General features: G+C 62.8%; 9 protein-coding genes and 1 tRNA gene. 1 reads left to right on the top strand and 9 read right to left on the bottom strand.

The window, feature by feature from the left end; genetic code table 11:
- Positions 1–29: 29 nt before the first annotated feature.
- From VIL42_00585 to VIL42_00545, 9 genes are all read right to left on the bottom strand, one after another.
- Entirely contained in the window at positions 30–2,282 is a 2,253-nt protein-coding gene (locus tag VIL42_00585; GenBank protein HEY8591343.1) for a polysaccharide biosynthesis tyrosine autokinase, read from the bottom strand.
- Positions 2,283–2,306: 24 nt separating this feature from the next.
- The gene (locus tag VIL42_00580; protein ID HEY8591342.1) at positions 2,307–3,014 is read right to left on the bottom strand and encodes a polysaccharide biosynthesis/export family protein; all 708 of its coding nucleotides are present in this window, start codon (positions 3,012–3,014) and stop codon (positions 2,307–2,309) included.
- Between the two features lie 76 nt (positions 3,015–3,090).
- On the bottom strand, positions 3,091–5,607 hold the full coding sequence (locus VIL42_00575; GenBank protein HEY8591341.1) for an O-antigen ligase family protein: 2,517 nt from the start codon (positions 5,605–5,607) through the stop codon (positions 3,091–3,093).
- 1,817 nt (positions 5,608–7,424) lie between these two features.
- A tRNA-Lys gene (locus VIL42_00570) sits at positions 7,425–7,500 on the bottom strand.
- A 100-nt stretch (positions 7,501–7,600) separates the two neighbouring features.
- Entirely contained in the window at positions 7,601–8,713 is a 1,113-nt protein-coding gene (gene rodA / locus VIL42_00565; GenBank protein ID HEY8591340.1) for a rod shape-determining protein RodA, read from the bottom strand.
- Positions 8,710–10,596: a penicillin-binding protein 2 gene (gene mrdA / locus VIL42_00560; protein ID HEY8591339.1), complete on the bottom strand. Its 1,887-nt coding sequence runs from the start codon at positions 10,594–10,596 to the stop codon at positions 8,710–8,712. Before mrdA ends, rodA begins: the two co-directional genes overlap by 4 nt.
- Entirely contained in the window at positions 10,593–11,117 is a 525-nt protein-coding gene (gene mreD, locus VIL42_00555; protein HEY8591338.1) for a rod shape-determining protein MreD, read from the bottom strand. The genes mrdA and mreD overlap by 4 nt, the downstream gene beginning before the upstream one ends.
- Positions 11,117–11,989 (bottom strand): rod shape-determining protein MreC, encoded by an 873-nt coding sequence (gene mreC / locus VIL42_00550; GenBank protein HEY8591337.1) that lies wholly within the window; start codon positions 11,987–11,989, stop codon positions 11,117–11,119. The genes mreD and mreC overlap by 1 nt, the downstream gene beginning before the upstream one ends.
- Positions 11,990–12,001: 12 nt before the next feature.
- Positions 12,002–13,045, bottom strand: coding sequence for a rod shape-determining protein (locus VIL42_00545; protein ID HEY8591336.1), 1,044 nt, complete (start codon positions 13,043–13,045; stop codon positions 12,002–12,004).
- 137 nt (positions 13,046–13,182) lie between these two features.
- Here VIL42_00545 and mutL point away from each other — a divergent pair, with 137 nt between their 5' ends.
- Positions 13,183–14,973 (top strand): DNA mismatch repair endonuclease MutL, encoded by a 1,791-nt coding sequence (gene mutL / locus VIL42_00540; protein HEY8591335.1) that lies wholly within the window; start codon positions 13,183–13,185, stop codon positions 14,971–14,973.

The following is a 14,973-nucleotide window of genomic DNA, read 5'->3' as shown; positions in this document are numbered from 1 at the left end:
GGCAGGAAGGCTGGTGCCGATGGCCAGGGTTATGCTCCCCCAGCCGCCCCGACCGCCGGGATCAAAGTCGCCTTTCCATCACTGGCTTCCCCGTAGGAATAATAGTCGGCAGCATAGTCGTACCCAAAATCGGCTTTCGCCGGATCGAACTTGACGAGCACTGCGCCGATGATGTGCGCCCGCGCAGCATTCAAACGGCGAATGGCGTTGTCGATACCTCGGCGATGAGAGCGGTTCGCCTCGATCACCAAGATGGTCGCGTGAACGATCGAGGCCAGGCGCGGAACGTCGGCCAAGCCAAGTACCGGCGGGCTGTCGATGATGATTTGATCGTATTTGTCGCTCAGGTAAGTCAGCAGCGCCCCCATTCCCATACCCGAGACGAGCTCAGCCGGGCTCGGCGGCTTGGGTCCTGCCGGCATGAAAGAAAGACCGGGCGTATCCGTTTCTTGAATGACATGTTCTGCCGGCAACTGCTGAGTTAGGAAGCTGCTGAGCCCGGGTTCTTTCGCCGTTCGCAACAAGGTGTGGAGCGACGGCCGCCGCATGTCGGCGTCAATCAAGAGGACCTTACGGCCGCTCCGTGCAGCGTCCCGCGCCATTGCGAGCGAGGTCGTGGATTTGCCTTCGCCCGCGCGGCTGCTGGTTATGAGCAATGTCTTGGGAGTACCCAATTCGCTTGATAACTCCACCGACGTGCGCACAGCCTGGTAAGCTTCCGAGACGTTCGAGCCCGGGTCCATCAGCTGTTCCGTCGCTCCGCTGCCCGCGGCTAGCAGTGGCGTGTGGCCAAGGAGCGGTATGCCGAACCTTTGTTCCACCTCGTCGGGGCTGCGGACGCCATCTCGGAAGGTTTCGAGAGCCACGACGACGCCGAATGAGAGCGCGAGTCCGAACAGAAGAGCGAGTCCAATGTTCACCAACGGCCGTGGGGAAATCGGCAGCAAGGGAGAACTGGCGCGATCTACAACAGAGATATTGTTTGACGTGACGCCGGCCTCGGCGCTCACCTCTTTATAGCGCTGGAGAAGTCCGTCGTACAGCTCGCGGTTGGTGGTAACCTCCCGCTTGAGGATGTTGTAGCGGATCCCAAGCTGCTGTTCCGCCATTGTGGCGCCTTTGAGGTGTCCGACCGTCGCGGAGAGCTGTGCCTCCTGCTTGACCGCGGCTTGATATTGATTCTTGATCGACGAACGTATGCTATTTGCCAACGTGCCAATCTGACGATCGAGCTCGCGGATGGCCGCCGCTTGCTGCTGAACCATCGGGTGGTCGGCTTTTCGATGCTGCAGATCTTGTTGATAGCTCGCCTCTAGTTCTGCACGCCTCTGTGTCATTTCTTGAATAGCAGGATTTGTGAGCACCTCCGGGAGGCTCATCACCGGCGTCGCCAGTGCTTGCCGCCAGCGGCCCTCGGCCTGAATGCGCGCGGTTTTAACGCCTGCAAGGGACTGATTGAGATCGATGAGGTTCGCACTCGTCAGCGATCGCGGCGCATTATTGGTCGAGCTGTTCGGGTCGCCGGCGCCTGCGCTTGGGTCCACAATACCAACCGAGCGGGCATAGGCGAGAAGCGCTTCCTCGGAATGCTCAAGGCGCGCCTTGGTAAGTTCAAGTTGCTCTTGAAGAAATTCTTTAGAATAGCGGGACGTATCGAAATGACGCTGAAGGTTGCCCTCAATCAGTGCATCCACGTAACGGTTAGCAATCCGCGCAGCGAGAGCGGGATCACTGCTATCAAAGCTCACGGGAACGACGCGGGTATTTCGGGGCAGCCACACGCGGAGGGAGTCCCTGAGGGTCTCGATCACCTGCTCATGGCGTAGACCGGGCCGCGGTTTGACACCTTGGCTGGCTAAAAATCGATCATTACTCGACAGATTGAGGTCACTGGCGACCCGCTCCGCAAGGGCGCGGCTCCGCAAAATGTCGATCTGCGTCTGCAGCAGCCGATCAGTGTCCGTCGGGTTCGCGGATTGCTGGAAGTCTTCCGTTCCCAAAACCTTCGTGGGTTGGTTTTCGATCTCGATGCTTGCTGTCGCCTGATAAACGGGACTCGAGATAAACAGGCTTACAACGCCTAGTGCGAGGCTGACTGCCAGGACTGCGAGGATCAACAGGCGATTACGCCACATGACCGACCACAGCTTGACGAGGTCGAAACCGCTTTCCGGTGCTTCGTTTGCAAAAACAAACTCAGGGTGGAGCATGGCTGCTTCGACGGAGCGCATCGGCAGTTGCGCGTGCGCCGATTGCACGAGGTTGTTGCGGCTGAGATTCATGGGGAAGTGCCTCCGTGTGGCGGCTTAAGGGGCAATTGGCCCGATGCGGGTGAACACGTTCAGCAAGGGCGCCGCACGAACGACGTTCTGCCAAACCCTGCTTGCTGCCGAATATCCGACGACGACTGTGTCATTGCCTTGAATTACCGGGTCGGCAGCGAGGCCGCGGCGAATGCTCGCGACGTCGAACACTGCGCCCATGCGCGCGCCATTTACGTTTCTGAAGACTACCACCTGGTTGAGCTTGGCGACCTCAGTTTCACCTTTCGCGAGGGCAAGGACGTCTAATAACGTCGTTGGTCCAGTGATTGGGTAAACACCAGGCTCTACGACCTCACCCTGAACTGACACCTTTTGCGAGACCGAGCTCGCGACAGTGACTGTAACTTGCGGATTGCGGAGATATTTGGCGCCGAACAGCCTCTCGAGCTCACTCGACAACTGCGATGCGGTCCGACCTTTCGCTTCGACGGTCCCGATTAGAGGTAGAGCGATGCGGCCGGATGCATCCACTTCGATGGCTTTGGAGGAGATTTCAGGTTCTTGAAAAACCGTCACGTCAATTTTGTCGAGCGGGCCGATTCGGTAGTCGGCCACTCCAGCGCCGAAGGCTGTTGCAGGCGGGATCAGCGAGTAGGCCTCCGACCCGCCGGTGATCGTCGGGCTAAGCGGTGGCGTAGACGCGCAAGCTGTCAATGGGCAGGCGATGGCAGCCACCAGCAGGTGTTTCATAGATCGGGCCCCTTCACACGAACTCGCGCTGTAATAACGCAAAGTTCTTGTTTTCCAATCATTAAACTCAGAATTGTTAACGAAACCCTTTCGTGAGTGCTATGTCATCGAGCCAGATCGGGCCCCTGGGCATAGCTTGTGCGCGCACGATCTCTAGTCTCTGGATAGGACAGTCCTGATCCGGGACAGTGAAGGACAATCGCGCCTTCTCCCAGTTTTTGCCGGGCCTGATCGTCAAGGGCTTTCGATCGCCCACCCATGACCGATCGCAAACCAACTGCCACTGAACAGTTGCGGCCGATGGCGTTCCGGCAGCTGCGCGCAAGCTCAGGTCATAACTCCCTGGCTTGAGCATCAAGTCCTGCCACACGCCGGGATACTCTCCGTTCGCCGTGATGCGCAGCGCGTGATCGCCGGGGCTAAACTCCGGCTGCTCAACGACAACGTTGGCCAGGTTCTCTGAAGCAAGCTTCCAGTACTTGGGTGCGCCTGAACTGTCATCGACTTCATCGAAGCTACCATTCGTGACGAAGCTTCGTCCGTGGGTTTGCTGCCACAGCAACTGAGCGGATCGCAGTCGTCCGCGCTCGACCAGCGTCTGTACGGCGGTCCTGGAATCAGAAATCGTCAGCGGGGCTCGGTTTCCACTTACGCTTTGAATCACCTCCGCCCAGCGATCGAGCTCAGCGGCGGGAAGATCCTTGCCAGCGTCTAAGAACGTTGATCGCCATGCCGGGCGCTCAGCGACCCGCTCCACCAGCAGCGCGCGCATGGTCGTCCAATCAGGCGCGTCGAGCAGCTGCAACACCGCAGCTGGCGCGAGCGTTTGTTGGCGCAAGAGACCCTCGGCGCGATCAACCGCTTTCTCGAGCTCGCCCGTTTTTTTTGCCGCGTCGATCGCCCACAGTTGCGTAGGCAGGTCGCGCCACCCGAGGGCCGCGGCCAATCTCATCAGACGATTGCCGCTCACGGTCTCACCGTTGCTCAACCTGACCAGCCCTAAGGTGCGGATCGCGGGCGCGTTTATCGGCGACAGCGCAACCGCCCGCGCCGCCTCCGCGGAGGCCACCCTCGGCTTTTGCAGAAAAAAAGCCCTGTTTGCTTCCTTTTGATGTGCAGCCGTGGACCAAGGAGCGAGCTTGCTCGCAGAAGCGTAAGAGCCCTGCCAAAGCGCGCGTGCCGAGAGTCCAGCCTGCATCGAGAGCAGCGCCGGCGAAGCGATCATCAGAACCGCTGTGACAGTCATTAGAGGAAAGCGCGGCCTAAGGGCGAGCGCGACCTCAGTTCCGCTCGAACGCACCGTTTGTGTCGGCAGAATCGCGGCGCAGAGCAATGCAAAGGTCCCGGAGATTGCCGGCATCCTCAACGGGTAGTCGACGAGGCTGAACAACAAGATCAACAGGATCGACGATGCCGCTGCGATATTCACCAGAGATCGATCCGTGCTCCCGCCCCGCTTTCGGGCCCGAACGAGGGCGAGGCCGAGCACAGCTAGGACGGCCACGAACAGCAATGCTGCCGGGATGCCGCCTTCGAGCAGAATTTCAAAATAGTCGTTGTGCGCGTGATTAATGATTTGCGGAGACACCGATTCGAGGCTCTCCGCCGACTGATACACCGGCACGAATGTTCCATATCCGGTACCCGATAGACCGTATCGATGGAACGCCCAATCTACATCCGACCAGTAGTTGAGGCGCTCGTCCGGAAGTGACGAAAAACGCATCAGCGTTTTCGCGAAGCCGCCACTCAGTAGGAGGATCAGGGCGACTGCCGAAAGCGCCAGACCGGCGGGCACTGCGACTTTTATCGCGTGCTGACGCTGGATCAGCAACAGCGATGCCAGCGCGAGGCCGATCGGCAACAACAGCAACGCCATGCGAGATGTCGTCCCGAGGATTGCGACGGAAAAGACCACGAAGGCGGCGATCGCCCCAAGAGTGGTCACGAGCAGCCCCTTGCCGCGGGAGAGGTACAGGGCTGCGAGTAGACTGACTAAAGGCATCGTAGAGAGGATCAAAGTCGCATTGTGATTGCGATTGACGAACAAGCCGACCGCGTACCCGCGGTGCGCCGAGGGGTAGGGCGTGAAGGATCCGCGGGTTACCGACTGGATCGTGCCCAGCAGCGCCCCCACCAATGCGAAGGTAACGACTACCCAAAAAAGCTGAACGCGCTCCGATGCGCGCAGACGCAGGCACCCTAAGAAGATAGCGGCCGCCGGAAGAAGGTTCAGAAATGAACGGAGCGTACCTTCGACATCTAAGGTCAGCGGGCGCCAACGGTACCAACCGAGGAGAGCGTCGAGTTCTGCCGGAACCTGGCGCCCGGGGAGCAGCCGCCAGATGGTTGGCGGCAGGGGAGCAAGCTGGAGCAGGGGCAACGCTAGAGTCGCACAGAGAAGAAAGATTGCGACCCTACTTTCGGGTTGAACCGCGTGCACCCCCCGTGTCAGGACGAGATAAAAAATCAGCCCCAGCCCGCAAAGCTGAAGCAACATCGCGAGCAGCGGGAACGAAGCGCCTGCTCCGCCCAACGCGAGTGTAAGGCCGAGCATCACGGCAACCAGCTTGAACTCTTTACTTCTCGCCATCTTGCCCCCGCTTGACGATATCGGCTCGTCAGATCCCCGCCGTTTGGGGCTGACCCCAAGCCTTCATCGACGCCGGTAATATCGCATTTTGCCGCCCACGCGCTGCTTCGATCGGGAGGTCGGGAATCTTCCCCACTTGAACGGATTAGTTGTGCGATTTCCTGTTAGCGCACAGTTAAAGGCCGTTCCATGAAATCGCCGCGCGGGAGAATAACGGCAGACGAGATAATTAGCTGCCGAGAATACGGCAGCTGTTTTGCTGTGCTCGCCCGTTGAAGTTGCAGCGAAGAGCGTAGGATAAATCTCCGAGTTGGATTAGAAAAACGACTCGAATCCGAAGGCAACCTCCGCCGGCGCCGCAGGGGAAGCATCGCGCGTATCAAGCGTTCGGGTACCTCGCTTTCGGAATTGCTGCACCAAAGAGAAAAACCGTCACAGAAATTTCGAGCTCCCGCTGCACGTTCTTCGTGTTGCGGAGAAGTGCATCACGCCAACAGATGCGGTTCGGCAACTTCAAGGATGCTCTTAAAGAGATAGCCGACTGCGCGGGGCGGACCAAAGTGCAGGATACAACCTGCCGCAGCGGGTGGCGACGGACAGGAGGCGCTCGCGCGCGAGCCTACGCGTGCAACTTCGGAGACCACCCTATGTCGATCGGGACGGTTAAGCTGTCGCTCCCGGTTAACCAAATTGATTCACCAGGCGTTGGTGTCCTGTCAGCAGATGTGGAGCATGCGAAATCGAATGCGTTCACCTACCGGTATGGCTGAGTCGATCGCCGCACGGGAACGCGGCAATCGGAGCCCGAGGGTCAAGGTAAACATGCCCATGCTGGTGGAGTTGCCGTCTGGTTCGACATGTAAGGCTGTGCTCGGCGATTTGTCAGCCGATGGCTAGTTGCTGCTTTAGCCTGGAATGAGGCGATCAAGGCAACTCTTGCTAAGCTCAACATGGGCGACAGCTTGACCGGCCTCTACACGTACGCAGTTGTTGCCACTCTGATCGCGATTGTTGTTCTAATGGCGCTTGGTCGAGCAGCAGCTGGCGCCGGTGGAGAAGCAGCCTAACGGCAGAATGACCATTGTCGCTCCGCCTGTGCTGCGGGTGCACTCCAAAACAGTGGCGACCGCGTGGGTCGGTGCATCCGTTTTCCACCTATTGACGGTTCCGTAGCGCTACGGACCCCCAAAACAACTCTGGATTGGAATATGCCGATAGTGCGTCGTGGCGGTGTCTGAATCCGAACAAGAGCCTTTTGGCGCACCATTGATCAGTGGCCATGGCGATGGCCAGAGATGAAGACAGAAGCGCAGTTTCCCCGCGTGTTTGGAAAGCCTATGCAAGTGGCATTGAAAGGAAACTTGTGAAGTGTTCCTGCATGCTGCGAGCATCCTTATCGCTGCCGGGGACGTGGCCGGTCCGTCGCCGCTGTACGATCCGACACGGCTCAACATAGGATTGAGCTGTCGTTGGGAGGCGCAGTGCATGCAACGACAAAGTCGGGCTATGCGGAATGCCCTCAAGTATGTTTCGAAGATTCGGCCAGACACCTGGCGCATTCAGCAGTGCAACCGCAACGCCTCGCGAAGGTATTCTCGCGTTGATTGGGTCGGTTTCAACAATTGCATCAGAAATCCTGGGCTGGAGTATCGCCCGGTTCGTCGCGTGCCATTGGGGATCAAACGAAATAGGCGTCGCTGAGGCGCGTTCACGGACTTTAAGAAAACTCGCGCGGCATCTATTTCTGGGTGGTGTCCCGCACGCTTTCGGCGTCTCGAAGCTGCGTGGCAGGATCGTGCGCAACTAGACCAGGAAAGTGGTGGACGCACTAGGGCTCGAACCTAGGACCCGCTGATTAAGAGTCAGCTGCTCTACCAACTGAGCTATGCGTCCACTTTTCTCGGATGCGCCGGCTTGGTTTGCCGCGCTGAGCGGCGCGCCGGTAGCACGGGCTCAAGGGGTGCGCAACAGCCCATGCCCGCACTTCCGCAAACTATTGCAGGCTGGATCCCGAGCGTTGCTGCCGCTCCAGCGCCATGAGCAGTCCGAGGCACAGCATCACCGTCATCACGGCCGACCCGCCATAGCTGACCAGGGGCAGGGGAACGCCGACGACTGGCGCCATGCCGGTGACCATCATCAGGTTAATCGACACGTAGAAGAAGATTGCGGCCGAGAGGCCCGCAGCGGCCAGCTGGGCGAAGCGGGTCTTGGCATTCATGCTGACCTTCATCCCCCAGCGGATCACCATCGCGAAGGCGAAGATCAGGAGGACAGCGCCGACCAGGCCCCATTCCTCGGCCATGGTCGCGAAGACGAAGTCGGTGTGACCCTCGGGCAGATAGTCCAAGTGGCTCTGCGACCCGTGGAGATAGCCCTTGCCCCAGATGCCGCCCGAACCGATCGCGATCTTCGACTGGGCGATGTGATAGCCGGACCCGAGCGGATCGCTTTCCGGGTCGAGGAAGGTGTCGATCCGCTTGCGCTGATAACCGTGGAGGAACTGGTAGACGATCGGCGCCGCGACCCCGACAGCGGCAACCGGCGCGGCGAAGATCCACCAGGGCAGGCCGGCCAGGAACATCACCGTCACGCCGCACAGCACGACCATGATGCAGGTGCCGAGGTCCGGCTGGACGAGGATCAGGATGGCGGGCACGCCGAGCAGTGCGAAGGCCGGCCACATCGCGCGCCAGCGGCGGATCTCGCCCGCGGGCACCAGTTCGTAGAAGCGGGCGAGGGTGAGGACGATCGCCGGTTTCATGAACTCCGACGGCTGCAGGCGGATCGGGCCGAGGTCGAGCCAGCGCTGCGCGCCCTTGCCGACGAAGCCCAGCATTTCCACCCCGATCAGCATCACCAAGGTTGCGCCATAGACCGGAAACGTCAGCGCCTTGATCGTCGATTCCTTCATCCACGACATGCTGATGGCGATGCTGAGAAAGACGAAGAAGATCATGCCTTGCTTCAGCGCCCACGGTCGCATCGACCCGCCGGCAGCGGAATAGAGGACGATCAGACCGGCAAGGCCGATCGCCGCGACCAGCAAGATCAAGCGCCAGGGCAGCCGCGCCAGCGGCCGCGGGATGATCGCCGACGTGATCATGCGGTGGGCCGAGCCGCCGCCTTGAACGCCGCAAGCTGCCGCGCATTGCGCTCGGCCAGGCTGCCGCCCCATTGTTTCTCGAGCGGCTCGAGCGCTGCCCACGCCTTCTGCTTGTCGAACAAGTAAGTCATGGAGTCGCGGACGATCGGCGCGGCCGCCGAGGCGCCGAACCCGCCATGCTCGATGATGCAGCCGATCGCGTAGCGCGGCTTGTCGGCGGGCGCGAAGGCGATGAAGAGCGCGTGGTCGCGCAGGTTCCAATTACCCTGGTGGCCGCGCGAGATGAGCCTGTACACCTGTGCGGTGCCCGTCTTGCCGGCCATCTGCACGCCATCGAGCGGCAATTTGGAGGCGACGGCGGTGCCGCTTCCATTGACGACCGCCGCCATGGCCTTGCGGATGATTTCCAGATGTTCGGGGTCGGCATCGACGGGGGCAATAGGCTTGCGCCGCCCGCCCATCAGCAGCCTCGGCTGAAGCAACTTACCCGAGGCCAAACGAGCAGGCATCACCGCCAGCTGCAGCGGATTGACCAGCACATAGCCCTGGCCGATCGACGTATTGGCCGAGTCATAGCCCTGCCACTCACGCTTGTACTTCTTCATCAGCCACTTGGGGCTCGGCATGGTCCCGAACCGCTGGCTCGGGATCGGCAGGTCGAACTCCTGCCCGTAGCCGAGGTAATTGACCATCTCGGTCGTCTGTTCCGGGTCGGTGATGAGGCCCGTCGCCCAGAAATAAGTGTTGCAGCTCTTCTCGATCGCCTGGTGCATGTCGACCGAGCCGTGGACCGCGTCGCAGCTGAAGAAGCGATTGCCGATGCGCAGGCCGCCGGGGCAGTGGACGCGCCGCTTCGGATCCACTCCTTGCTTCAGGAAGGCGAGCGCCATCGCCGGCTTGATCGTGGAGCCTGACGGGTAGAGCCCCTGGGCGACCTTGTTGAGCAGGGGGATGTGGTCGTCTTGCGACAACATCTTCCATTCGGTGCGGCCGATCCCTTCGCTGAAGCTGTTCGGGTCGAACGCGGGCATTGAGACGAAGGCGAGCATGTCGCCGCTCGTCACGTCCATCGCGACCAGTGCGCCGGACTGGTCGCCCATGCGCCTGGCCGCATATTGCTGCAGCCCCTCGTCGATCGTCAGCTGGACCGTCTGGCCGCTGCGGTCGGGCTTCGGATCCAGTTCCTTCACCAGCTTGCCGCGAGCCGTGACTTCGACCCGCTGGCCGCCAGGCGTTCCGCGAAGATAAGGTTCGAGCGACTTCTCGAGGCCTTGCTTGCCGATCTTGAACCCGGGGATCAGCAGCAGCGGGTTCTTGTCCTCGGCGTCATATTCCTTGGCATTGGCGCTGCCGACATAGCCGACCAGGTGGGCCACCGCCGGGCCGTCCGGATAGAAACGCGAAAAGCCGCGCGTCGCTTGGACGCCGGGCAGTTCCGGCAGCCGCACGGTGACGGCCGCATATTGGTCGTAAGTGACGTTCTCGGCGACCTGAACCGGCTTGAAGCCTCGAGATTCCGCCAGCTCGCGGCGGACCCGCTCGACGTCGTCCTCGTTGAGAGCCAAAAGCTGCGCCAGCTCCGGCACCACGTCGCGGGTCTTTTCGAGCTGCTGCGGAATGATGTCGACGCGGAAGCTCGCGCGGTTGATCGCAATCGGCTTTCCGTTGCGGTCGATGATCCAGCCACGCCGTGGAGGGACGGGGATCAGCTGGACGCGGTTATTCTCGCTGAGCAGCTGGTATTTTTCGTTCTGCGCGACCGCGAGCCAGCCGACGCGGCCGATCAGCAGGCCGCCGACCGCGGCCTGGGCGCCGCCGAGCAGCAGCATGCGTCGCGAAAAGGTCAGCGACTGGTGCGTGTTGGTGAGGCGGATCGGCTTCACTGCCGGCCGAGCCTCCAGCGGTCGATGCGCGAAATCAGCCAGGCGCTGAGCGGGAAGACGCAGACGGAAATCAGCAGCGGCGGCAGCATCCGGGTGAACGGCAGGTCGGCGCCCGCCGCTCGCGCGACCCGCCACTGCAGCCATTCATCGATCGTGATCAGCACCGCTGCGAGAATCCACTCGATCCAGTAATCGCGCCACATCGTGCGGCGGTCGATCAGGTCGAGCGCCAGCATCGTGGCGCTCCACAAAGCTATTGAAAAGCCTATCGGATATCCGGTGAACAGGTCGTTGACGAGGCCGAGCGGCGCGGCCCACCAGGCGGGCCAGGGATCGGCGCGGAGCAGCCGCCAGCTGATGAAGGCGAGATAGCCGAAATCCGGAAACCAGCCGCTGGTGGAGACGATCGGCAGCGCCGCCAGCAAGGAAGCAACGACCACCGTCACCGCCGGGACGACCGTCGCATAAGCGCTCGGGCCGCGTCCGAAGCGGTGCCGGCCGGTAAGTGCCGCGCGGACCATCAGGGCGCGGTGTCGGGCTCGGGCGGCGGAGCCGCCGCGGCAGGCTCGTACGGCGCCTGGACGAATGCGAAGGCGCTTTTGGACGGATCTGCGAAGGGGATGCCGATTGCGCCGTCGTCCTTCAGTTTCACGACCCGAGCGACCGGCACCAGGGGCGGATAAAGTCCGCCGGTCCCGGAACTGATGATCAGGTCGCCGGGCTTGAACGGATTGCGTCCCACTTCGAGGGGGCGGACATCGACGGTGCCGTCACCGCGCCCTTGGGTAATCACCGGGACGCCTGTGCGCAGGAGCCTGGCCGGGACGACGCTGGTTCGGTCGGTGATCAGAAGCACCCGCGAAGACAAGGCGCCGGCATCGACGATACGGCCGACCAGCCCCTCGGCCGAGCGGACCGGCATGCCCTCGGCAACGCCGTCCCGTCCGCCTGCGGAGATGATGGCGAAGCGCCGCGGGCTGTTGAAGGAGGAGCCGACGATCCGGCCGGTCGCGATCATATTCGCGGACTGCTCGCGCAGCCGAAGCAGCGCCTTCAATTCGCGGTTCTCGAGCGCGATCGCCTTGGCTTCGAGCATCCGCTGCTGCATCGCCCGCTGGCGGCGCTTGAGCTCGCCGTTCTGGCGCGCCGCGTCCCAATAATCGTCGGCCCCGCCGACCAGCCCGCCCGCGGTGGTCGTGACCTCGTTCAGGCCCGCGGAGATCGGCCCGGTAATGTCGAGCGCGGCGCCCCGGATGGTCGCGAAGGCGCGCGGCGCAACGATTGACGTGATCAGCAGCGCAAGGCCGATCACCACGCCGGCGATGACGCCGAGCAGGCTGAAGAAGAGCCCATATTGGGCCCGACGCGACCAGCCGGGGCGTGCGGTCGCCACCTTTAAATGTCCTTAGGCGGTCTGGAGGACGCCGCGGAACTGCTCTTCTTCGAGCGCGCGGCCCGTGCCCAGCGCGACGCAGGTCAGCGGATCGTCGGCGACCGTGACCGGAAGCCCCGTCTCGTCGCGCAGCACCTCGTCGAGACCCTGAAGCAGGGCGCCGCCGCCGGTAAGAACGATGCCCTGGTCGCAGATGTCGGCGGCCAGTTCCGGCGCCGTATTCTCGAGCGCGATGCGGACGCCTTCCACGATCGTGCCAACCGGTTCCGACAGCGCTTCCGCAATCTGACCCTGATTGATCGAGATTTCCTTGGGTACGCCGTTGACGAGGTCGCGGCCCTTGATGTGGACCGTCTCGCCGATGCCGTCGGTAGGCGGCTTCGCGATCCCGACTTCCTTCTTGATCCGCTCGGCCGTCGCTTCGCCGATCAGCAGGTTGTGGTTGCGGCGAACGTAGGAACTGATGGCTTCGTCCATCTTGTCGCCGCCGACCCGCACCGAGGTGGTGTAGGCGAGGCCGCGAAGCGACAGCACCGCGACTTCCGTCGTGCCGCCGCCGATATCGACGACCATTGAACCGATCGGCGCGGTGACCGGCATGTCGGCGCCGATCGCGGCGGCCATCGGCTCTTCAATCAGGTAGACGGCGCTGGCGCCGGCGTTCGAGGCCGCGTCGCGGATCGCGCGGCGTTCGACCGAGGTCGAACCGCTCGGCACGCAAATGACGATCTCCGGAAAGCGCCAGGCGCGCATCTTGCCGCCATGCACCTTGTGAATGAAGTGTTTGATCATCTGCTCGGCCACATCGATGTCGGCGATCACGCCGTCGCGTAAGGGGCGGATGGCTTCGATCTGGTCGGGCGTTTTGCCCATCATCAGCTTGGCGTCTTCGCCGACCGCCTTGACCTTCTTGATGCCGTTGATCGTTTCGATCGCTACCACCGACGGCTCATTCAGGACAATTCCGCGACCGCGGACATAGACGAGCGTGTTCGCGGTGCCGAGATCGATCGCCATGTCGTGCGACATCCATTTGAACCAACGATTCCAGAACATTCCTACCCCGTCTCTCGCCTTCGCGCCGAGCATCTCGCCGCTAAATTCCGTTTGCTCACCGACCGTTGAACGCGGTCTGAATTTCTTGGAAAAACAGTGCTTCGCCGGCTGCGTCGGATTGGGATAAGACCCCCCTCATGTCAATAAGAAGGCTGCCCCCGGAACTGATCAACCGCATCGCGGCGGGTGAGGTGGTCGAAAGGCCCGCCAGCGCGTTGAAAGAGCTGGTGGAAAATGCGCTGGACGCGGGGGCGAGCCGGGTCGACGTTCGGCTCTACGCCGGCGGGCTGGAGCTGATCGAGGTCGCCGACGACGGCTGCGGCATGGCACCGGACGAGATGCGCCTAGCGCTCGAACGCCATGCGACGTCGAAGCTGCCGAGCGACGCGATCGATCAGGTCACCAGCTTCGGCTTTCGCGGCGAGGCGCTGCCGTCAATCGCCAGCGTCTCCCGGCTGACGCTCGAAAGCCGGACGCGAGGCACGGACGGCTGGCGGATCGAGATCGACCATGGCAGCCCGGCGGGCGAGGGGCCAGCCGCGCTTCCGCCCGGCACCCGGATCAAGGTCGAACGGCTGTTCGACAAGGTGCCGGCGCGCCGCAAGTTCCTGCGCTCGCCCCGCGCCGAATATGCCGCCTGCCTCGATGCGGTGAAGCGGCTCGCCATGGCGCGCAGCGACATCGGCTTCACACTAGAGCATGACGGCCGCCGCATCCTGACCCTCGCGCCCGCCGAGCCGCCCGTCCGCGTCGCCGAACTCCTGTCCCACGAACTCGACCGCCACGGGGTCGGCATCGACTGCGGCCGTGACGGGCTGCGGCTGACAGGAGTCGTCAGTCTTCCGACCTTCAACCGCGGCATGGCCGACCAGCAATTCCTGTTCGTCAACAGCCGCCCCGTGAAGGACCGCCTGCTCGTCGGCGCGCTGCGCGCCGCCTACCGCGACATGATCCCGCGCGACCGCCACCCCATCGCCGCTTTGTTCGTCGAGGTTCCGCTCGAGGAGGTCGACGTCAACGTCCACCCGGCCAAGACTGAAGTCCGCTTCCGCGATCCGTCGGCCGTGCGCGGCTTGATCGTCGGCGGCCTGCGCGCCGCACTCGACGCGGATAGCCAGCGCAGCGCCGCGCGCGAACAGGCCGCCGCGCCGGTGATGTGGACCAGCAGCGCGACCTACGACGCCGCCCTCACTCCTCATCCGCGCGAAGGCGGGGATCTGCCGTCTTGGAGCGACGAAGAAAGGCAGACGCCCGCTTTTGCCGGGGTGACCGTCCTGAGGGAAACGCAGCGGCTCTTCGAACCCGCACCCGCTGCCCGCGCCGAACCCGCCGTCGAGCCGGTGCCGAGCTTTCCGCTCGGAGTCGCCCGCGGGCAGGTTGCCGCCACCTACATCGTCGCCGAAGCCGAGGACGGTCTCGTCATCGTCGACCAGCACGCCGCCCACGAGCGCCTCGTGCTCGAGCGGATGCGGGCTGCACGCGAGGGCGGCTCCATTGCCCGCCAGGCGCTTCTGCTCCCCGAAGTTGTCGAGCTCGACGAACCCGATTGCGACCGCCTCGAAGGCGCCGCCGAGGAACTCGCCGGCATGGGGCTGGAGATCGAGCGCTTCGGCGCGACGTCGATGCTCGTCCGCGCGGTTCCGGCGGCGCTCGGCAAGACGGACGTCCCGGCGCTGCTCGCTGACCTTGCTTCCGAAATCGCCGAACTAGGCGGACCTTTAAGTTTGCGCGACAAGCTCGACTTGGTCGCCGCCACGATCGCCTGTCATGGTTCCGTGAGGGCAGGGCGCGTGCTGTCCGTCGCCGAAATGAACGCGCTGCTGCGGGAGATGGAGGTCACGCCCCGATCCGGCCAGTGCAATCACGGCCGCCCCACCTGGGTGAAGCTCGGCCATGGCGAGATCGAGAAACTGTTCGGGCGGAAATAG

The sequence above is a fragment of the Sphingomicrobium sp. genome (genome assembly GCA_036563485.1).
GTDB lineage: Bacteria > Pseudomonadota > Alphaproteobacteria > Sphingomonadales > Sphingomonadaceae > Sphingomicrobium.
This window is presented reverse-complemented; position numbering and strand designations above follow the sequence as displayed.